At 69.2% G+C, this 19,501-nt stretch carries 20 protein-coding genes; 7 read left to right on the top strand and 13 right to left on the bottom strand.

The features are described 5' to 3' along the window. Positions 1-69 precede the first annotated feature (69 nt). The 4 genes from GA0070611_RS26950 to GA0070611_RS26935 all read right to left on the bottom strand — a co-directional run bounded on the left by GA0070611_RS26950 (position 70) and on the right by GA0070611_RS26935 (position 2,510). Entirely contained in the window at positions 70-621 is a 552-nt protein-coding gene (locus GA0070611_RS26950; protein ID WP_091670356.1) for an LppU/SCO3897 family protein, read from the bottom strand. Positions 622-765: 144 nt separating this feature from the next. Then, positions 766-1,758: an HAAS signaling domain-containing protein gene (locus GA0070611_RS31195; RefSeq protein WP_157740397.1), complete on the bottom strand. Its 993-nt coding sequence runs from the start codon at positions 1,756-1,758 to the stop codon at positions 766-768. Continuing rightward, entirely contained in the window at positions 1,755-2,087 is a 333-nt protein-coding gene (locus GA0070611_RS26940) for a PadR family transcriptional regulator (protein WP_091670351.1), read from the bottom strand. Before GA0070611_RS26940 ends, GA0070611_RS31195 begins: the two co-directional genes overlap by 4 nt. Positions 2,088-2,159: 72 nt before the next feature. After that, positions 2,160-2,510: a VOC family protein gene (locus GA0070611_RS26935; protein ID WP_091670348.1), complete on the bottom strand. Its 351-nt coding sequence runs from the start codon at positions 2,508-2,510 to the stop codon at positions 2,160-2,162. A gap of 114 nt (positions 2,511-2,624) precedes the next feature. Between GA0070611_RS26935 and GA0070611_RS26930 the strand changes: the two genes are divergently transcribed. Next, positions 2,625-4,163 carry a recombinase family protein gene (locus GA0070611_RS26930; RefSeq protein ID WP_091670345.1) on the top strand — a complete coding sequence of 513 codons (1,539 nt, stop codon included), beginning with the start codon at positions 2,625-2,627 and terminating at the stop codon, positions 4,161-4,163. 699 nt (positions 4,164-4,862) lie between these two features. Then, a complete protein-coding gene (locus tag GA0070611_RS26925) occupies positions 4,863-5,153 on the top strand; it encodes a helix-turn-helix domain-containing protein (protein ID WP_157740396.1) in 291 nt (96 codons plus the stop codon). Positions 5,154-5,724: 571 nt separating this feature from the next. On the opposite strand, the gene GA0070611_RS26920 is transcribed toward GA0070611_RS26925, so the two are convergent. Continuing rightward, complete coding sequence (locus GA0070611_RS26920; protein WP_157740395.1) at positions 5,725-5,994, bottom strand: hypothetical protein; 270 nt, start codon at positions 5,992-5,994, stop codon at positions 5,725-5,727. Positions 5,995-7,176: 1,182 nt separating this feature from the next. On the opposite strand from GA0070611_RS26920, the gene GA0070611_RS31410 reads away from it, so the two are divergent. From GA0070611_RS31410 to GA0070611_RS26905, 3 genes are all read left to right on the top strand, one after another. After that, on the top strand, positions 7,177-7,347 hold the full coding sequence (locus GA0070611_RS31410) for a hypothetical protein (RefSeq protein ID WP_167604472.1): 171 nt from the start codon (positions 7,177-7,179) through the stop codon (positions 7,345-7,347). 89 nt (positions 7,348-7,436) lie between these two features. After that, positions 7,437-8,627: a phage major capsid protein gene (locus GA0070611_RS26910; protein WP_157740394.1), complete on the top strand. Its 1,191-nt coding sequence runs from the start codon at positions 7,437-7,439 to the stop codon at positions 8,625-8,627. A gap of 169 nt (positions 8,628-8,796) precedes the next feature. Next, complete coding sequence (locus tag GA0070611_RS26905) at positions 8,797-9,831, top strand: phage portal protein (protein ID WP_157740393.1); 1,035 nt, start codon at positions 8,797-8,799, stop codon at positions 9,829-9,831. Between the two features lie 1,010 nt (positions 9,832-10,841). Here GA0070611_RS26905 and GA0070611_RS32545 read toward each other — a convergent pair. The 8 genes from GA0070611_RS32545 to eno all read right to left on the bottom strand — a co-directional run bounded on the left by GA0070611_RS32545 (position 10,842) and on the right by eno (position 17,653). Further along, positions 10,842-11,513, bottom strand: coding sequence for a DUF2637 domain-containing protein (locus GA0070611_RS32545; protein WP_157740392.1), 672 nt, complete (start codon positions 11,511-11,513; stop codon positions 10,842-10,844). Then, positions 11,510-12,118 carry a helix-turn-helix domain-containing protein gene (locus GA0070611_RS26890; RefSeq protein ID WP_091670316.1) on the bottom strand — a complete coding sequence of 203 codons (609 nt, stop codon included), beginning with the start codon at positions 12,116-12,118 and terminating at the stop codon, positions 11,510-11,512. The genes GA0070611_RS32545 and GA0070611_RS26890 overlap by 4 nt, the downstream gene beginning before the upstream one ends. A gap of 63 nt (positions 12,119-12,181) precedes the next feature. After that, positions 12,182-13,111, bottom strand: a complete 930-nt coding sequence (locus GA0070611_RS26885) for a Ppx/GppA phosphatase family protein (RefSeq protein WP_091670313.1) — start codon at positions 13,109-13,111, stop codon at positions 12,182-12,184. Positions 13,112-13,276: 165 nt separating this feature from the next. Further along, positions 13,277-14,581, bottom strand: coding sequence for a hypothetical protein (locus GA0070611_RS26880; protein ID WP_091670308.1), 1,305 nt, complete (start codon positions 14,579-14,581; stop codon positions 13,277-13,279). 32 nt (positions 14,582-14,613) lie between these two features. After that, positions 14,614-15,123, bottom strand: coding sequence for an amino-acid N-acetyltransferase (locus GA0070611_RS26875; RefSeq protein WP_091670305.1), 510 nt, complete (start codon positions 15,121-15,123; stop codon positions 14,614-14,616). Position 15,124: 1 nt separating this feature from the next. Next, on the bottom strand, positions 15,125-15,682 hold the full coding sequence (locus GA0070611_RS26870) for a DUF501 domain-containing protein (RefSeq protein WP_091670301.1): 558 nt from the start codon (positions 15,680-15,682) through the stop codon (positions 15,125-15,127). Positions 15,683-15,704: 22 nt separating this feature from the next. Further along, positions 15,705-16,340: an FtsB family cell division protein gene (locus tag GA0070611_RS26865; protein WP_091673496.1), complete on the bottom strand. Its 636-nt coding sequence runs from the start codon at positions 16,338-16,340 to the stop codon at positions 15,705-15,707. 29 nt (positions 16,341-16,369) lie between these two features. After that, positions 16,370-17,653 (bottom strand): phosphopyruvate hydratase, encoded by a 1,284-nt coding sequence (gene eno / locus GA0070611_RS26860; RefSeq protein ID WP_091670298.1) that lies wholly within the window; start codon positions 17,651-17,653, stop codon positions 16,370-16,372. A gap of 211 nt (positions 17,654-17,864) precedes the next feature. Here eno and GA0070611_RS26855 point away from each other — a divergent pair, with 211 nt between their 5' ends. Together GA0070611_RS26855 and GA0070611_RS26850 are read left to right on the top strand one after the other, a co-directional pair. Continuing rightward, positions 17,865-18,557 (top strand): hypothetical protein, encoded by a 693-nt coding sequence (locus GA0070611_RS26855; protein ID WP_091670295.1) that lies wholly within the window; start codon positions 17,865-17,867, stop codon positions 18,555-18,557. Further along, complete coding sequence (locus tag GA0070611_RS26850) at positions 18,554-19,501, top strand: NAD(+) diphosphatase (RefSeq protein ID WP_231921234.1); 948 nt, start codon at positions 18,554-18,556, stop codon at positions 19,499-19,501. The genes GA0070611_RS26855 and GA0070611_RS26850 overlap by 4 nt, the downstream gene beginning before the upstream one ends.

Genomic DNA, 19,501 nt, shown 5'->3' with positions numbered 1-19,501 from the left:
CAGTGGTCCTACGTGCGGGTAGCCTGCCACGCGGTAACCGGCCCGGGGAAGACGCGCGACGAGTGGCATTCACCTCCCGTTCGCGCGGCGGACGAGGCAGAGCAGATAGCCGTCCCCGTCGTCGCCGACGCGGTAGAGGACGTACTCCTCGTCGCCGGTACGGAAGTAGGGCCGGCACCCGGTCGCCGAGCGGTCCCGGGCGGCCGCCGCGTCCCGCACCCGGCCGACCACCGAGTACGCGGCGTCGGTGGCGGCGCAGGACACCACCCGGGCGTCGTCGGCCGACGTCGCCGCGGCGCCCGCCACCACGGGCAACTCCGCCACGCAGTCGCCCACGGCCGCACCGGCGGTCCCGTCGCCGCCGAACGCCTCGCGCAGGTCACGCCCCGGGCCGATGGGCAGCCGCAGCAGCACCAGCAGCACGCTGGCCAGCCCCAGGAGCAGCACCAGCACGCCCAGCACGGCACCGGCCGGCGACGGGCGGGCCGACTCCGCGCCCACCTCTTCCGGCTCGGCCGGCGCGGCGGCGGTGGGCTCCGTCGCGGCCGGCTCCCCGACGGGCGGCGCTCCGGCCGCCGAGGGAGGTGCGGGTTCGGTCCCGGGGGCGGCCTGCTCCGGCACGGGCGGTCCTCTCGCGAGTGTCGAGGTGAGGACGACACGGTAGCGAGCGGATGGCCGGCGGGTGTCCCCGTCCGACGTGACGTCCATCATGGACGACACGCAGGGGTGCCGGCCGGTCGGCGGGCACCCCTGCGCGCGGTGGATTCAGCGGGTCGGCACCGGGGTGGGCGCGGACGGGTCCGGGGTGGCCGGGGCCGGGGCGCTCGGGTCGGCCGGGGTCGGGGTGGCACCACCCGTGGGGGCGGCCGGCGCGGTCGGGGTCGAGGTCACGCCGTGGGCCGGGCCGGGCGGGGGGACCGGCGCGTACGGGGCCTGCTCCGGGCAGTACGGGTAGCTGTCGCGCGGCAGACCGGCGGCGTGCGGGCGGTCACAGGTGGGCCAGCCGAGCCGGATCGGCACCCCGTTCTGGTCGAAGAGCCGGGCGTTGGTCACCAGCCGGTCCGACTCGTCGTAGACGAAGACGTCCTGGATCGAGTCGTACCGGTCGCCGACCGAGACCTCCTGGTAGCCGAAGCCGTCACGCTGCGAACGCTCGTCCAGGTTGACCAGGAGGACCAGGCCGAAGAACGCCAGCACGACGGTACCCAGCCCGGTCAGCCGGCGCGGCCAGCCGCGCAGCCGGTCCGCGTTGCGGCCGAGCGCGATCGAGCCGAGCACGGCGGCGGCGAGCAGGACGAGGCCGCCGACCTCGCTGAGGAACGGCCGGGGCAGCAGGCTCAGGTCACCGCCCGCCATCGTGGCCAGCAGGGCCGCCGCCAGGTAGCCGCGCAGCACCCACCAGGCCGGGCGCAGCAGGCGGAGGAACTCGCTCACCGAGGCGTACCCGAAGAGCGGGCCGAGCTGCCGGTCCAGGGCGCGCAGCTGGGTGCCACTCCGGGTCCGGACGCCGGCCAGCCGACGGCCGAGCAGCCCCGGGCGGACGCCGCTCTCCGCGCCGGCGGCGGCGCGCAGCTCGGCCGCGTACGCCTCGGGCTCGCCCAGCCGGTCGACCAGCGTGCCCTCGGCCTCGGCCGCCACCTCGGTGAGGTGTTCCGGCAGGTCCTCGGTCAACTCGTCACGGACGGTCGGCGGCAGGTCGGCCAGCGCGGCCCGTACCCGGTCGACGTAGTCCGTGATCTCCTGCCCAGTGACGGTCATGCCGCCATCCCCCGATCGTCGAGCAGTGCGTCCATGGTGGTGGCGAAGGAACGCCAGGTCTTGCCGGAGCGGGCGAGCTGGTCCCGGCCGGCCGCGTTCAGCGCGTAGTACTTGCGGTGCGGGCCGGCCTCGCTCGGCACCACGTACGTGGTGAGCAGCCCGGCGGCGAAGAGCCGGCGCAGCGTGCCGTAGACCGAGGCGTCGCCGACCTCCTCCAGGCCGGCCTCGCGCAGCCGACGGAGGATGTCGTAGCCGTAGCCGTCCTCTTCCCTCAGCACGGCCAGCACGGCGAGGTCGAGCACGCCCTTGAGGAGCTGGGTGGTGTCCACGCTCCGCACACTACTGCGGAATGCGTAGTACCGTCAACGAAAGAGTAGCAAGGCACGGCTCCCCGGCCACCGTTACTCGTGGTGCTGGGTCACGTTGATCACCGCGCCGTTCGGGTCCCGGACGAAGAACCGGCGCAGCCCCCACGGCTCGTCGGTGATCGGATAGACAATCTCCGCGCCGGCAGCGGTGCAGCGGGCGAAGACGTCGTCGAGATCGTCCACCTCGATCGACACGTCGGCGTGGACACCCGCCTCGACGTCCAGCCGGGTCACCGAGAGACCGACCTCGCGCACGTCGCCCCGGAAGAAGAGGATCCAGTCGAGCCCGTCGCCGCCGTCGAGCCCGATCAGGTCCCGGTAGAAGCGTCGGCTCCCCTCGAAGTCGTCGGAGAGGATGTTGGGCTTTATCCGCCTGACCGCCATCCATCGACCATAGGCCTTGAGCCCGTCGCCGGCGGTCCGGCGGGACCTCCGCCGGCGGTGCGTCAGGCGAGGGACCAGGCGATGCCGTCGGGCATCTGCGATAGAATCTAGCACGTGTCTACCCCTACCCCCGGCCACGGTGCTACCGCCATCTACCTGCGGCTATCCAAGCAGACTGAGCAGTCCGTATCCCTCGACGCACAGCTAGCGGAGTGCATGGCCCTCTGCGAGCGGAACGGGTGGACGGATACGCGCATCTACCGGGATGAGTCCCGGTCTGCGTCCAACGCCAGGCGGAAGCGGCCCGCGTATGAGCGGATGCTTGCCGACGTGCGGGCGGGCCAGGTGGCCCGGATTGTGTGCCGTGATGATGACCGGCTAGTCCGGCAGCCCATCGAACTTGAGGGGCTGATTAACACGCTTGAGCCTGGCGCGGTCCCCGTGTGGTTCGCCGCTGGCAGTGAGCTAGACCTGACTACTTCCCGGGGTCGGGAGAACGCCCGTATCCGTGGGGCGATTGCCCGGGGTGAGGTTGAGCGGAAGTCTGAGCGGCAGAAAGCTTCCAACCGGCACCGGGTAGCCAGCGGGCGACCGTTGGGCACGGTGCGGCCGTTCGGCTACACGTACGCGTCTGGCGCCCTCACTGTGGTTCCGGCTGAGGCGGAGTCGATCCGGTGGGCCGTCGGGCACGTCATGCGCGGCGGCACCCTGTCTGACGTTGCCCGGGAGTGGACGGCCCGGGGTCACACGGTCCCGAAGACTAAAGGGCCGTATTCGTGGGCCGCTGCGAAAGGCGCTCTCACTAACCCCTATATCTGCGGTCACCTCCAATACCAGCCGTCTACGATCCTTTCCCCTGAGACGAGCAAGCGGGTTCCCGGCTGGAGAGCTGAGCTAATTAGGGGCGAGTGGGAACCGATTATTTCCCGCGAGCAGTGGACGGACGTTGTGCAGGTTTTGACGCGCACGCGGTCTAAGGCTGGCAACTACGTCCGCTATTTAGGGGCTGGCATCTACCGCTGCGGAATCTGTGACAAGCCTCTCCGCTCCGGTTGGAACGCCAACAAAACTAAGCGTTGGCGCACCTACAAGTGCGTAGGACATAACGGCGGCATCTCCGCTGACCCGATTGACGATTACGTTACGGACATGCTTACCTCGCTGTTGATGGCGGATGACTTCGCGGATTTCCTGGCTGAGCCTGGCGGCCCCGATCGGGGGGCGTTGGAGGCTGAGCGGAAGGAACTTGAGGCGGAGCTAGAGGCCCTGACTGCGGCGTACACGCGCCGCGCTATCCGGTTGCCTCAGTTGGAGGCGGGCACGGCGGCGATTGAGGCGAGATTGGCTGAGATCGGGGACGCCCTGGCGGGCACCGTCGAGCAGGAGGAACGGGCGGCCAGGTACGCCCCGGCGTCCCGGGAGCAGTGGGAGTCGGCCACGATCGAACAGCGGCGGCTGTTCCTGCGGGACCTGCTGCCGGTGGTCCGCGTGTTCCCCGCCGGGAGCAACCCTGCTCCCCCGGTTCCCGTCTACGTCCACGCCTACGACCGGAGGGGGCGTCTGCGGCCCCTGCCTACGGGCCCGGACGAAATTGAGCTAGCGGAGTGCCAGGCGGCGCACGCTGAGCGGTACAGCGCGACCCTGACGAACTAGGGCCCGCTGAGAGCCACAGAGAGCGGCTAACAGCCCCGGCTAGGTGTCCCGAGTAAGGGTGCCTGTCCGGGGCTTTCTCATGCCCACAGTTAGCGCGCTGTGAGCGCCGGCGCTTACGCATAGTAACGGCCGCGGTTGCCCTGTTGGCGATAGGAGAATATCTGTGCGGGCGTCACAACGCCCGAGAGAATAAAGGGCCCACCGGGCAACCAATCACGTTTAAACGGTCCGGGCTCAACCGTACCCGCGTACCGGAGGAATGGAAGGCAGACAGATATGACCCGCGAAGTAACCACTCTGCTTGAGCGGCTGGTTGTCGCTGTTGAGGAAAGCAACGCGCTTAAGCGTATTGAGATGCGCCGTAAGGGTGCGTTGCCGGACGACGGAAGGCCGCCTAGGCGGCGATAGGCAAGGAGGAAGCAAGCAAGCATGAGCGAACGTACGTGCCCTCACGGCACTAAGACCCTTTCCCCTGATGGCGCTTACTGGAATTGCCCCGGGGATGAGTGGCCGTGCCCTCCCGAGAGGATCAGCATTAGCGGCAACAGCACGACTACCGGCGGCACCCTGATGCGGGGACGCCCGGACGGCTACACGGGGAACGGGACCAGGCCGACGCGGGACGCGACGGGGACGCCGGGGCGGGTGATCCCCCGCCCCGTCAACGAGTACCGGCGGGCCCTACGCAAGTGCCCTGACGTGACCGGCTCCAACCTGACGGTCGGGCTGTTGATGGCGGAGTATGCGGACTATTTCACGGGGATGGATTGCTTCCCGGCACAAAAGACGCTTGCCGGGGAGCTTGGTTTCACCACTAGCCGCCAGGTACGTACGTGCCTGCGTTGGCTTGAGGCGGTGGGTTGGCTTCACGACACGGGGACGACCGTCGAAAGCGACGGGCCGCACCGGGGCTCCAAAATCTATTGGCTGACCGTCCCTGACTGTCCGCACCGTCACGACGGTTCGGCCCTGCCCGTGGTCAGGGATTAGACCCCCCGGAACTCCTGTTCCGGTTACCTTTCAAGGTTTACCCATCAGGGTAAACCAATCAGGGATTAAATAAGCGGGCCCTCTAGGGAGGGCCCTTCTTCCGGGGCGGAAGGTTTATGACCGCAAAGGCTAAACAGAGTAAGTGTTTTGCGTTGATCTTGAAAGGAGAGTGAGCTATCAGCTTCAACACCTGCACACAGTGCAAACGACTTATCCCTATGGGCACCGGCTCTAGGTGCCCCGGCTGTAAGTCTAAGCCGTTCGCTAACGCACAACGGAAGTACGCACACAACCGCAGTCACCCCCCGGAGTGGTACGGCACTAGGGCTAGGCGTATGAAAGCTGCCTTTCTGGCAGCTAACCCGAGGTGCCATGAGTGCGGCGCACACAGCACGCATGTTGACCACGCAACCCCGGTAAGTGTCCGCCCTGATCTGTTGATGGACGTAGGCAACTGGCGTCCGCATTGCGGCCCCTGCTCGGAACGGCAAGGGGCGAGGATTGCCAACGCTAGACGCTACGGCAGAAAGCCGTAGGGCCCACGGCCTGATCCGTACGGGCCGACGGTGCTCTAAGGCTTTAGAAACAGGTTCGTTACCAAGAGATAGACCACGAAAACGAAGCCTGCGAGATAGAACGCAATCTCAAGTAGCCAAAGGGCAAACGGCATCTGCCGTCCCTGCTCGTCCAACGGGCGACCCAATGCCGTATCCACCAGAGGCACAGCCATTAGCAGCGTCAGGAATGCGGCAACCACAATCAGAACGCGGTCAGCGGTGATGTACCCGGCGGCTACTGCCAACAGATAGAGCACGCCAGCGGCAACCAAGTTCGCCAGCACGTTAACCAGGACGTCCCGACCGAACGAGCGGACCCGACTGACAGGCGGTGGCATTGGGGTGCGGCGGCGGGCTGCCCTCATGCGGTGCTGTAGGCGCGTAGTCACGACCTCAGCATGACGGACCCCCGCAACCGCGCAACAGGCCAACCGGGGCGGGTCTGAAACTTTCCCCGGGCTTTCCTGTAGTCCCGTGTTCCTAGGCGCATTTTTGTGCGCGTGACTTCGTGACACTTTTAGTCACGTTTTAGCGCAACCACGGCTTGACGTGCATAAACGCTGAACCAGTGCGCCAACCGCCCTGGTGACTTCGTGACATTCCCTGTCACGTTTAGCAAGCAAGGAGGTTCAACCATTCACACGTTTAAACGGTGCCGCGCTTGCGGCACCCATGTCAGCGGCAATCGGTTCTACTGTCGGGAGACGGGGTGCCAGCGGAAGGCTGCTGCCGAACGGAAAGCCCGAAGCCGCGCCGGGAAGGTGTCTGGCCCTTCCGCCCCGATAGAGCAGGCGGAGAACGCCCCGGAGTGGACGACGGACCCGAATGACGTTTCTGACCTTCCGTACCGGGCCCCGTGGGGCCAGGTCTACGACCTCTATCTAGACGCCTGGCTTGATGCGTGGGAGTTGCACACGGACCAGGAGGAGACGCGGCGGGAGTGGCGGCGGCTTCTGGACGAGGCGGACGTGGTGGGCCGATGAGGGACTACCGATGGTGTTCCGGGTGCCAGCAAGGGCACCCGCTAGGCGGGGACGTGTGCCCGGTGTGGGTTGAGGCGTTGAGCGTCCGCGAGGCGGTTCTAGAGCAGCGTCGGCAGGAGTGGCGGCGGGCCCGCAACCGGGCGGGCCGGTGGCGTAGCTGCCTGGTGTGCTCGCGGCGGTTCGATGCTGGCGAGCGTAAGCGGGGACGCCCCCGGGAAGCGTGCACGGCTGCCTGCCAAGAGATCAGGGACAACGACCTTAGGAAGCTGCGGCGCGCTGGGGTGGCGACCAGACGGAAGCGGCCTGCTCACGGTTTGCGCACCCGTGGGGTTGTGCGTCCGTCGCCTGAACTTGAGGCGTTCTTTCAAGCCTTCCCGGATGGTTGGCACACCGCCGATTAATTCACTACTTGTGTAATCCATTAGAAGAGGGGTCCGACCGTTTCGACGGTCGGGCCCCTTCCTTGTTTGAGGGGGAGAACCTATGACTGACCTTGTTTCGGCGTTCCGGGAGCTGGACGCGGCCGACCTTGACTGTATGGCCGATGTGTTTTACCGGCTGACTGAGACGGCGTTTGACGTCGGTAAGGACAACTGGGCTCAGGTGTACGCGCTGATTGCGTGTGCTGCTATTGACGCCCTAGACGCGCAGTAGCCGCCGTGTTCGACAACTGAATAGCTTTCCAGCCTTACGCCGTCCCAGTCGGGGCGGCGTTTTTTGTTGCCCTGATTGGAGAATCTGTTTTGACTATCCGTGCTGCGTCCGAGCTGGCGAACAAGCGTGCCGCCCTTGTTGAGAACCTGATTACCCTCGCTGACAACCCGGCCCTTCCGGTTGAGTCGCGTAACGCAGCGATTGACGCCCTGGCCCCGGAGGTCGCCCCGGCTGAGGTTGAGCAGCGTGCCGAGGTTGCCCCGGTGGAGACTCGCGCCGCCGTTGAGGCTGAGCAGCGGTCGGTGATCGCTGCGAACCCGGTTGGTGTCCCTGGCACCCGCACTGAGATGCGTGCCGGTGACCTGCTGGCGGCTGAGGTGCGTGCCCTCACGGGTGCTTCCGGCATGGGTGCCGTTTTCACCCCGGCCGAGAATGCGGCGTTTGCTATCGACTTCCTCCGGAAGCGCAGCGTCATTTTCCGTAGCGGCGTGAATGTTATCCGGACCACGGGTGACAGCATCGTTATTCCGCACATGACCAGCGACGGCACCGCCGGTGCCATTGCCGAGTCGGCGTCGATTCCGCTTAGCGACCCGAATGCGGAGGCTCTTACCGCCACCCCGCGCAAGTTTGCTCAGGGCACCGCCGTTCCTAATGAGGTTCTGGCGGATAGTAAGCCTGCCGCGCTTGAGCAGCTTTCCAAGAGCCTGATTGCGTCCGTGGGTCTGGCCTATGACCTGTCGGCTCTTGAGGGCAACGGCACCGCGCCGAACGTCCGTGGCCTCAAGAACGTTTCTGGGATTGGTTCCGTCACCAACGGCACTAACGGTGGCGCTCTGACCAACCTTGACGTTATCGCTGACGCTCTCGGCATGCTGGCTGAGGCGAATGCCGATGATGAGTCGGCGGTAATCGTGATGGCCCCCCGTACGTGGCGGGCGATTATGAAGCTCAAGGAGGCGACCGGTTCCAACAAGTCGCTGATTCAGAATTCGGCCGGTAGCGCAGCGAACGGCGTTACCCGGGCCCTGTTTGGTCGGCCGGTGTTTCTGTCGGGCAACCTGAGCCTTACTGAGACTCTGGGCACCGGCACTAACCTTTCTTCGGTTTACGTTTACGTGCCGTCGGAGCTTTACGCCGTGGTTCGTGAGGATGCCGTCTTTGACGTGAACCCGTACATCTACGGGGACAAGGACCAGACCCTTGTTACCGCCAAGATGCGCGCGGACCTCCTGGTCCCGAATCCGGGTGCCGTCGTCCGTATTTCGGGCGTCGCCTGATCTTCCCCTTAGTGGCCCGGCCCCCCTTTCCGGGGGTCGGGCCCTATCTCTGTAAGGAGGTGAACCATTGGGTTTCTGGGATCGAATGAGGGAACGCCGGGCGGTGGCACCGCCTGCTAGCAACGCTGTTCTTTCCGGGTTTGCTAATCAGGGCCCTACGTGGGCCGGGGTGAACGTCAGTCAGGACACTGCGCTAGGTCTGTCGGCGGTTTACACCTGTGTTTCGTTGATCGCTGACGCTGTTGCGGCGTTGCCGGTTGACGTTGTGCGGAACGTCGGGGACAGCCGGAAGCCGGTTACCGGCCCGGCATGGCTTAGCCAGCCGAACCCGTTTGACACTCCGTTTGACTTTTGGCAGAAGGTCATGACGTCGCTCCTCAGCGACGGGAACGCTTTCTGTCGTGTCTACCGTGGCGGCAACGGGAAGGTTGTTGCCGTGCTCCCCCTGGACCCGCGAACGGTCCGGGTTGAACTTACGGAGGATGGCAGCGGCGTTGTTTACAAGGTCGCTGACCTGACGCTGTATGCGCGGGACGTTGTGCATATCAAGGGGTTTGCTGCCGCTCACAGTCTGCGCGGTCTGTCTCCGCTTGAGAATGCCAGGCAGACCATCGGGGCCGGGTTGGCTACGGAGCAATTCGCGGCACGGTTCTTCCGGGACGGTGCAACCGTGTCCGGGATCGTTGAGCACCCCGGCAACCCTAAGCCGGGTGAGCTTGCCGTGTTGGGAAAGATGCTCAGCAAGAGCTTTACGGGCGCAAAGAACAGCCACGGTATCGGCGTGCTTAGCGGCGGTGCCACCTGGAAACAGGTTTCCGTCACCCCGGAGCAAGCACAGTTCCTTGAGACTCAGCGGTTTAACCGGCTTGCTATCGCTGGAATCTTCCGGGTGCCCGCTTACATGCTGGACCCGACCACGGCTAGCTCTTGGGGTTCCGGTGTTGAGGAGCAACACAACTGGTTTGTTACTCAGACCCTTATGCCGTGGCTGATTCGGATTGAGCAGGCTTTCTCTAGCCTGCTCCCTGCCGGTCAGTCTTTCCGCTTCAACGTGAACGCGCGGATGCGGGTGAAGACTTCCGAGCGTTACCAGGCTTACCGGACGGCCATTGAGGCTGGCTTCATGTCGGTTGATGAGGTGCGGGCCCTTGAGGACCGGGAACCGCTCCCGGGTGACCAAGGACAGGCCTACGGGCCACGCTAAAGGACCGCGCCTATTGCCGAAGAACAAGAAGGTGACTGCACCTAACGTTAGAGCGCCCCGGGTCCACGTAGGACCCGGGGCTTTTACCCGTGCACCTTTGCCAACTTTCTACCGACAGTCGCGTTGTCGCTTTCCACGCGCTGCCGCTTACGGGTCGACTCGATTATCGAGACGTCAGCTCCACTTCACCGCGAGGACCCAGTCCTCCCCGAGCACTTTTTGGAGTCGCACGTTAGCGGCAGCCACTCCGGTGATGATTTGGGTGCTCGCAGACGCCGTTGCGAGGGTCGTTGCAAGGTAGTCCGTACAGCCCTTGCCCATGAGGCATTTCTGGTATGACCACACGGCCCACATTTGCACAGCCGACTCATCGATGGGGCTTGCACTCGCCGGATTGGCGACGGAGACGACACCCATCCCAGCGGCCACCGCAACCGCTGCGAAGAAGCTCCCGACCCGCGTTCTTGACTTCACTGATTACTCCCGTCGTGGACTGGCTGCTGCGACGCTCGTCGAGCAGTGCAATCACAATCATCGATTGCTGTTTTGAGGCTAGCATTCGATTTTGTGATGTCAAGTCAAGGAGAGTTTTCATTGCGCCCAACCCGTACACCAGGTAGCGCGACGAGCTACTTTGTGTTTCGGCGTTCCGCGAACCAAGAGGTCAAGGCGATCGCCAACCCTGAGCCAACGATGAAATACGGCACGGTGTCGAAGCCGTGGCCAAGGTTGAACGCGGCGCGGGCAACGAACCAAGCAACGAGAAAAAGCACCGTCGCAACCGCGACAGAAAAAAGCGTTAGGGCCAACGATCGGCGCATGCGGGTCCTCTTCCATCGTCGCTAACTGCTGCGGCCACTGCCGCTCCCCTCTGAGTCTAACTAGACGGCGCAAGACGCACCTCACGCCGGAGGTGCGCCAGACGCGATGAATCCGTTTCACCCTACTCATTTACACGGGCGTACGGGACCCCTGTCATATGTCAGACAAGGGCCCCGCACTCACTGGCCTTACGCGGGATTCCCATTCAAGACAGTGCGAAGTCGGCGCGGACTGATGCTAAGTGCGGCCGCAACCTGCTCCCGAGTGGTGCCAGGCTCCGCCAGCATGGAGGCGGCCAGGCGGCGAGTTTCCGCGACCGGGCGGCGCACCCTCCGGGGTCGCTCAGGTTCCGGGCCCTCGGGCCCGCCGGGGGCGTCCGTGGGGCCCTCCGGGGTCACCTCGGCGGTGCGGTCAGGGGTGGATACTTCCGGGCCCTCGGCGGTCGAATCCGGTTGCGGCACAACGGGTTCCGGTTGTTCCGCCGGAACATGGGCGGCAACTTCCCGACCCTTGCCGGATCGGGCGAGCACTTCCACCGTCAGCAACAGGGCCACGGCGGGCCAGGCGGAAACAACCCGGGCCACCGGGTCCGGGGCGGCAACGATCACGTTGGCCGCGAGGGAAGCGGCCACGCCGACCAGGAACGCCAACCAGGCGGACCACCGGGACCGGCGGCCGTCCCCTAGGGCGACGGTGCCGACCAGGATCATTCCGTCTACGGACAGCGGCAAAAGCGTTGCCAGGAAAGGCGATTGGCCCGCCTCAAGGGCCAGGGTCCGCATGTGGTCGTAGGACCCGATAGCGGCAACCACGGTGACGGCAACGGTGCCAGTGAGGGAAGCTAGGCGACGGGCGTTCACGCGACACCCCCGGCAAGCCGCTCCGACCGGCAGGGGCCACAGTTGCTAGCCAGGCTGCCCCGGTGGCGGGAACACTGGTCCGCCTTGTTAGCGGGCGGCAGGGCCGCCCCACGGCGCTCTACAGGGGTGTACGGCGGCCGGGAGGGGTTGGGGTTGGGGTTCTTGGTTTTCAACCACTGACGCCAGTCCCGCGCGCCAGCGCGGTAGTTCTTCTCTTTGATCTTCTCAACACTTCGGGTGACACCTTGGCTGTCACCCTCGGGGCCGCCGTTCGTCACCCCCTGGCGCTCACTGTCACCCCCCGACACGGCAGGCTGTCCGGTCACCAGGCGGTAAACCCGGGTGGCAACGTTGGCGGCCTGGCGCACGGCCAGGCGGCCGAGCTGAACCAGCTTCGCTAGGGCCCGCTGAACGGTGCGGGTGGAGACGCCCGCGTACTCAGCGATCGTCGCCACGGACGGCCACGCCTCGCCGTTCCCGTTGGTGTGGGCGGCGATAGCGACCAGGACTAGCCGCTCATTGGGGCGGAGATCCTTGGAGGCCAGTAGAACGGCCTTCACGGCGGCAGCGCCGCCGACGTACGGGCGGGTAGAGTCGTGCGACATGTCGGGGCTTCCTCCCGGCTAGGGCCCGGGGCCAGCGCGCCAACGCTGCCCGGGCCCGACTTGCTACAGCATGCTGTAGCAGATGCCGTCGAGGATGTCGTGCTCGGAGGCGACCACCGAGGACATCCCGGCGCGCTCCATGATCACCCGGAGCACCAGGGCACCCGCCCCGATCACGTCGGCCCGGCCGGGGTGCATCACCGGGATCGCCAGCCGCTGCTCGCTGGACTTCGACAGCAGGTCGGCGGTGACCGCGGCGACCTGCTCGTACGACACCCGGGCGTGGTGGATGCGCGTCGGGTCGTACGCCCGCAGGCCCTGGGCGATCGCCACCACGGTGGTGACCGAGCCGGCGAGCCCGACCAGGGTGGCCGCCTCGCGCCCCGGCACCGTGGCCAGCGCCCGGTCCACGGCGGCGGCGATGTCGGCCTGCGCGGCGGCGACCTCGTCAGGGCCCGGCGGGTCGCCGTGCAGGTGCCGCTCGGTCATCCGGACGCAGCCGATGTCCATCGAGACGGCCGCCCGCACCCCGGTCTCGCGGGTGCCGACCACGAACTCGGTCGACCCGCCCCCGATGTCGACCACCAGGTACGGCGGCTCGGCGTCGGCGGGCAGACCACGGACCGCGCCGGTGAAGGAGAGCCGCGCCTCCTCGTCGCCGGTGACCACCTCGGGTGCCACGCCGAGGGTCTGCTCCACCATGGCGCGGAAGTCGGCCGCGTTCGACGCGTCCCGGGACGCGGAGGTGGCGCACATCCGGACCCGCTCGGCGCCCAGCTTCTCGATCTCCGTGGCGTAGTCGACCAGCGCCACCCGGGTGCGCTCGATCGCCTCGGGCGCCAGCCGGCCGGTCCGGTCGACGCCCTGACCGAGCCGGACGATCTCCATCCGGCGGCTCAGGTCGACCAGCGGCGCCTGCGCCCCGGCGGACGGGTCGGGCAGGTCGGCGACCAGCAGTCGGATCGAGTTGGTCCCGCAGTCGATGGCGGCCACACGCGTCGTCACGGCAGCAACCCTACGGCAGCCGGCCCCTCCCCCTCCCGCAGCCGACTCCTTCCCCTCCGCCGCACTTTCACGGAAAGAGTGGTTATCCGGCCTCGGATAACCACTCTTTCCGTGAATCAGCGGACCGCTGCCGGCGGGCGGGGTCGCCGGGAATCAGCGGACCGCGACCGGCGGCGGACCGCTGCCGGCGGGCGGGGTCGACGGGCGGCGGCGGGACCGCAGCCGGCGGCGGAGCCGGGCAGTCAGGACGGGCAGCCAGGGCAGCGCGCCGACCAGCACCAGCAGCGCCGACAGCGGCAGCCGCCACCATCGGGAGACCGTCGCCGGGGGCGGCCCGGGGGCCGGGGACACCCAGGGGCGGGAACTCTTCGACCAGACCAGGAAGGCGTCCCCGACCGGCAGCAGGCCGAACGCGTACCGCTTGGTGCGGGGCGTCTCCAGCGGCAGGCCGACCAGCTCGCCGTAGTTCGCCAGCGCCCCGGCCAGCGCGGTGTCGCCCTGCGCCTGGGCCGCGCCGAGGGTGACCACGGTGGCCGACAGGCTCACCCCGAGCGGGAGCGGCCCGGAGTCCACGTCGCCCGGCCCGTCGAGGCCACGCGGGTACTCGCGTACGGCCGGGCCGAGGCCCAGCGGGGAGACCACGTACCGCTCCCGGAAGCGCAGGTACTGGGCGCGGGCGAAGGCCGGGTCGATCTCGCCGAGGAAGCGGTGGATGACGCTCTGCGAGGTACCCCGGGCCACCTCCGCCGGCGCCCCGGTGACCGGGTCCACCCGGTGCGGGATCAGCCCGGTCCGGGGGTCCAGCCGCTGGCGTACGCCGGCCAGCCAGCGGCCCACGGTCGGCCCGAAGCGGGGCGGCAGCAGGGCGTCGTGCAGCCGCAGCGAGGCGACCGCCACGGTGGAGTCCACCGGCCACGCCTGCCCCGGGTACGCGGGCAGGTACGGCGAGGGCGAGGCGTCGAACGCGGCGGCGAGCCCGGCCGAGGCGTCGGCGAAGCGGCGCACCTCCGCCGGGTCCCGTCGCCCGGGGTCCTGCAGGGCCAGCACGCCACCGCGCAACCAGTTCGTCCAGCCCTGCCAGAAGACCCCGTACGCGGGCGTCAGGTCGGGGCTGAACGGGGCCCGGCCGGCCGGCGACTCCAGCCGGGCCAGCGCCCAGCGCGCCTCGCGCAGTGCCGTCGTCCGGTCCGCCGCCGGCCGCCGCAGGCCCAGGTCCACCTGGGTCAGCCCGTACAGGGCGTGGGCGAAGAACCAGCCCTCGGGGAAGAGCGCCTGCGCGTCCTCGCCGGCCCCGTCGTCGAGCGCCTGGCGCAGGAAGGTCAGCTGGCGGGCCACCCCGGGCGGCTCGTCGGACGGGCCGGCGGGGGCGGCCGGCGCCACGAGGCGGACCAGCCCGAGCAGGGCGGCCAGCGAGACCAGCACCGCGACGCCGAGGCCGAGGGCACGGAGGATACGCATCCGGTCAGGATGACCGGGCCGGTCAAGGGAGCTCAGAGCCGCAGCAGCATCCGGGTGTTGCCGAGCGTGTTCGGCTTGACCCGTTCCAGGTCGAGGAACTCGGCCACACCCTCGTCGTACGAGCGCAGCAACTGCTCGTAGACGGGCTGCGGCACCGGCGCGCCGTCGATCTCGTGGAAGCCGAACGAGCCGAAGAAGCGGGTCTCGAAGGTCAGCACGAAGATCCGGGCGACCCCCACCTCCCGGGCGGCGTCGATCAGCTCGCCGACGATCCGGTGCCCGAGCCGCCGGCCCCGGCAGGCCGGGTCCACCGCGACGGTCCGGATCTCGGCCAGGTCCTCCCACATGACGTGCAGCGCCCCGCAACCGACCACGGTGCCGTCGGGGGTGACCGCCACCCGGAACTCCTGCACGTCCTCGTAGAGGGTGACGGTCGCCTTGCTCAGCAGCCGCCGGTCGTCGGTGTAGGTGTCGACCAGCCGCCGGATGCCCCGGACGTCGGAGGTGCGGGCCCGGCGGACGGTGATCTCGTCGGCCGTCATCTCACTGGGCCGCGGGCACGTCCACGCAGGGCCCGGCGGCCCACCACTGCTCCACCAGCGCCAGCGTCTCGTCGCCGAACGGGTTGACCCCCGGCCCGGCGGCGAGCGCGTGCCCGAGGTGCACGTGCAGGCACTTCACCCGGCCCGGCATGCCGCCGGCCGAGATGCCGGCGATCTCCGGCACCTGCCCGATCGCGTCCCGGCGGGCCAGGTAGTCCTCGTGCGCGGCCCGGTAGCGGTCGGCCAGCTCCGGGTCCTCGGCGAGCCGCTCGGCCATCTCCTTCATCAGCCCGGCCGACTCCAGCCGGCTGCACGCCGCCGTCGCCCGGGGGCAGGTCAGGTAGAACAGCGTCGGGAAGGGCGTGCCGTCGGCCAGCCGGGGCGTCGTCTCGACCACGTCGGGCAGGCCGCACGGGCAGCGGTGGGCCACCGCCCGGGTGCCGCGCGGCGGGCGTCCGAGCTGCGCGGCCACCGCGGCCAGGTCGGCCTCGGTGGCCGGTTGCCGCTCCGGCGGGGGTACGGAATCCGCCGCCGGGTCCTGCGGTGGTACGACGCTCACGGGTTGTGCCTCTCGGAATAGCTCACTTGTCGGGGCGGTCGGCGTTCGCCGCCTGCACGCTCGACCACAGCGTGTCGTACCAGGGATCGGGGGCCTTCGGCGGCCCCGGCTTCGCGCCCTTGCCGGCGTCCTTGGCGGCCCCGTCCGGGTCGGAGAGGACCACCAGCAGGGTCTCGCCCGGGCGGCCCATGAAGAACCGCTCCCGCGCCTGCGTCTCGATGTACGCCGGGTCCTTCCACTTGGCCGCCTCGGCGCGGCGGGCCTCGATCAGCTCGCGCTGGGCGGCCTGCGCGGCTTCCATCCGCTCGATGTCCGCCTGCTGGTCCAGGTAGACCCGGACCGGATAGGTGTACGCCAGGGCGAGCGCGATCAGCACCGCGAAGAGCACGGTGGCGCGCCCGGTGAAGCGCCGGGGTTGGGGTGCGGTGAGCCGCTTGACCGTGCCACCGGCGGCGGTACGCCGGGCCGCGGCCGGACGGCTCGCGGAGCGTACCGGATCGGTGGTCCGGGCCGTGCCCGGCGACCGGCCGGCGGCCCGGGGCTCGGCCCGGACGCCGCCGTCGCGGACCGACGACCGGGCCCGGGCCCCGCCCGGCCGGCCGGCCTGACCCGGCCGACGGACGGGACGCTGACCACCCGGTGTGCGGCGCTGCTGCATCGTCACACCCCTCCCCCGGAGCTCTCGGCTCAGGCCGAACGGTAGCGCGGGAACGCGCCGGCGCCGGCGTAGCGCGCCGCGTCGGCCAGCTCCTCCTCGATCCGCAGGAGCTGGTTGTACTTGGCGACCCGGTCGGAGCGGGCCGGCGCGCCGGTCTTGATCTGGCCGCAGCCGGTGGCGACGGCCAGGTCGGCGATGGTGGTGTCCTCGGTCTCGCCGGACCGGTGGCTCATCATGCACCTGAAGCCGGCCCGGTGGGCCAGGTCGACGGCGTCCAGCGTCTCGGTGAGCGAGCCGATCTGGTTGACCTTCACCAGGACCGCGTTGGCGGCCTTCTCGGTGATGCCCCGGGCGATGCGCTGCGGGTTGGTGACGAAGAGGTCGTCGCCGACGATCTGGATCCGGTCCCCGAGCGCGGCGGTGAGGGTGGCCCAGCCGCTCCAGTCGTCCTCGGCCAGCGGGTCCTCGATGGAGACGATCGGGTAGTCGCCGGCGAGCTTGGTGTAGTAGTTGCTCATCTCCTCGGCGCTCTTCGCGCTGCCCTCGAAGGTGTAGCTGCCGTTGTCGAAGAACTCGGTGGCGGCGACGTCGAGGGCGAAGACGATGTCGGTGCCGACCCGGTAGCCGGCCTTCTCCACCGCCTCGGAGATGAGGTCCAGCGCGGCGGCGTTGGTCGGCAGGTTCGGCGCGAAGCCGCCCTCGTCGCCGAGGCCGGTGGAGAGGCCCTGCTTCTTCAGCACCGACTTCAGCGCGTGGTAGACCTCGGCGCCGGAGCGCAGCGCGTCCCGGAACGTCGGCGCGCCGATCGGCGCGATCATGAACTCCTGGATGTCGACGTTCGAGTCGGCGTGCGCACCACCGTTGAGGATGTTCATCATCGGCACCGGGAGCAGGTGCGCGTTGGGGCCGCCCAGGTAGCGGAAGAGGCTCAGCTCGGCGCTGCCGGCGGCGGCCTTCGCCACGGCCAGCGAGACCCCGAGGATGGCGTTGGCGCCCAGCTCACCCTTGTTGTCCGAGCCGTCGATGTCGATCATCTTCTGGTCGATCAGCCGCTGCTCGCTGGCCTCGTAGCCGATCAGCTGGTCGACGATCCGGTCCTCGATGTTGGCGACGGCCTTCTCGACACCCTTGCCCAGGTAGCGGTCCTTGTCACCGTCGCGCAGCTCGACCGCCTCGAAGGCGCCGGTGGAGGCGCCGGACGGCACCGCGGCGCGGGCGATCGTGCCGTCGTCGAGCCCGACCTCGACCTCGACCGTCGGGTTGCCCCGCGAATCCAGGATCTCCCGGGCGACGATTCCCTCGATGGTTGCCACTGAGTCGCTCCTCGTTTGTGTGTTCCGGTCCGGTATGGGCCGCGACGGTGCGGCTGAGGCAGGTGTTGAACGCAGCGTATCGGTCGGCGCTCGAGCGCACGTCCTTCGGGGCGCACCCGGCCCGCGTAGTGACACGGACATTCCCTGTTTTTCCGGCCTCAACCGGCAACGGGTTTGCGAGAGCTTGCGTCGATGAACGAGGCTGGGCCCCATGCCCGCCGCCTCGACGACTCTCCGCGTGCTCGCCGCCTCGGTCATCGCGTCGCTCTCGGTCACCGGCTGTCAGGCCCTCGACGACGCCGACACGGCGCTCGGCCGGGCCGACCTGGTCAACGACCTGACCGCCCGGATGGACCGGGCGCTGGAGCAGACCTGGGCCGCCGACTACCAGCTCCCCGGCGGGCGGACCGCCTCGATCGCGCAGACCGCGAAGCCGCTCCGCTCGACCTACACCTGGCCGGACGGCAAGATCACGGTCACCCAGGACGGGGTCACCCGCTGCGCGGGCACCGCCGGGCGCAGCGCCTGCACGGTGTCGCCGCCCGTACTGACCGCCGGCAAGCCCTCCGTGGTCGTCTACACCGAGGTCCGCAAGCTCGGTCTGGTCACCCCGCCCGCGGTGATCCGGCTGCTGACCCAGGCCGCCCTCGACCCCGAGGCGACCATCGCCACCAGCGACACCACCCTGGCCGGGCACCACGCCTCCTGCGTCGACGTCACCCGGGCGGGGGAACGCTTCACCGCCTGCGTCACCACGGAGGGTGTGCTCGGCAGCTTCGCCGGCACCCTCGACGGCAAGCCGACCGAACTCACCCTGAGCCGGTACACCGACGCGGTCGACCCGAAGGCGTTCGACGTCCCGGCCGGTGCCGGCGTGGTGGACCGCCGCCCCGCCGACTCGTGACCGCCCCGACCGACGACGGGTCCGTCCCGGCCGGCGACGTTCCCGGCCCGACCGGCGATCCTTCCGTCCCGGCGGGCGGCGCGGACCGGACCGGCCGCGGTGCCGTCGCGGCGGGCGGCGCGGACCGGACCGGCCGCGGGTTCGTCCCGGCGGCCGGGCACGGTCGGCCGCCGGAGCCCGGCGACCTGGCCCTCGCGGTGGCCGGGCGCAAGCTGCTGACCGGCCCGGCCGGCCTGCCCCGGATCGGCGACCTGCCGGCCGGCCTCGACTGGGTGCCGGTCGGGACGCTCGACGGCACCCCGGCCTGGGCGGCCGAGGTGACCGACCCCGAGGCGCTGCCCGGCCGGTGGCGTGGCTGGCGCGGCCTCGCCGCCGAGCTGCCCGCGCCCCACGCCGACCTGGCCGGACGGGCGCTCGCCGTGACCGCCTTCCGGCGTACCCACCGGTGGTGCGGGGCCTGCCGGGCGGAACTCGCCGACGTGCCGGGCGAGACCGCGCGACGCTGCCCCGACTGCGGGCTCACCGTCTTCACGCCGCTCTCCGTCGCCGTGCTGGTGGCGATCACCCGCCCCGGACCGACCGGTGGCCCGACCGAACTGCTGCTGGTCCGGCACGCGTACGGGCCGACCGAGCTGTGGGCCCTGGTCGCCGGCTTCGTCGAGGCGGGCGAGTCGCTGGAGGCGGCCGCCCACCGCGAGGTCGGCGAGGAGGTCGGGCTGACCATCGGGCGGCCCGCCTACCGGGACAGCCAGCCCTGGGCGATGTCCGGGCCGGGCACCCTGCTCGCCGGCTTCACCGCCACCGTCACCGACCCGGCCGCCGAGCCGGTGCCCGACCCGGCGGAGCTGACCGAGGCCCGCTGGTTCCCGGTGGACGCGCTGCCGGCCGAGCTGCCCCCGGCGTACTCCATCTCGCGCTGGCTGATCGACGCGGTCGCCGGCTGA

Origin of the sequence: Micromonospora auratinigra (assembly GCF_900089595.1) — a bacterium.
Classification (GTDB): Bacteria; Actinomycetota; Actinomycetes; order Mycobacteriales; family Micromonosporaceae; genus Micromonospora; species Micromonospora auratinigra.
This window is presented reverse-complemented; position numbering and strand designations above follow the sequence as displayed.

Excerpts from the sequence above, each read along its gene's own strand:
- GA0070611_RS31195 (WP_157740397.1), bottom strand. The coding sequence starts at position 1,758 with ATGACCGTCACTGGGCAGGAGATCACGGACTACGTCGACCGGGTACGG.
- GA0070611_RS26935 (WP_091670348.1), bottom strand. The coding sequence starts at position 2,510 with ATGGCGGTCAGGCGGATAAAGCCCAACATCCTCTCCGACGACTTCGAG.
- GA0070611_RS31410 (WP_167604472.1), top strand. The coding sequence starts at position 7,177 with ATGACTGACCTTGTTTCGGCGTTCCGGGAGCTGGACGCGGCCGACCTT.
- GA0070611_RS26890 (WP_091670316.1), bottom strand. The coding sequence starts at position 12,118 with ATGTCGCACGACTCTACCCGCCCGTACGTCGGCGGCGCTGCCGCCGTG.
- GA0070611_RS26880 (WP_091670308.1), bottom strand. The coding sequence starts at position 14,581 with ATGCGTATCCTCCGTGCCCTCGGCCTCGGCGTCGCGGTGCTGGTCTCG.
- GA0070611_RS26875 (WP_091670305.1), bottom strand. The coding sequence starts at position 15,123 with ATGACGGCCGACGAGATCACCGTCCGCCGGGCCCGCACCTCCGACGTC.
- GA0070611_RS26865 (WP_091673496.1), bottom strand. The coding sequence starts at position 16,340 with ATGCAGCAGCGCCGCACACCGGGTGGTCAGCGTCCCGTCCGTCGGCCG.
- GA0070611_RS26855 (WP_091670295.1), top strand. The coding sequence starts at position 17,865 with ATGCCCGCCGCCTCGACGACTCTCCGCGTGCTCGCCGCCTCGGTCATC.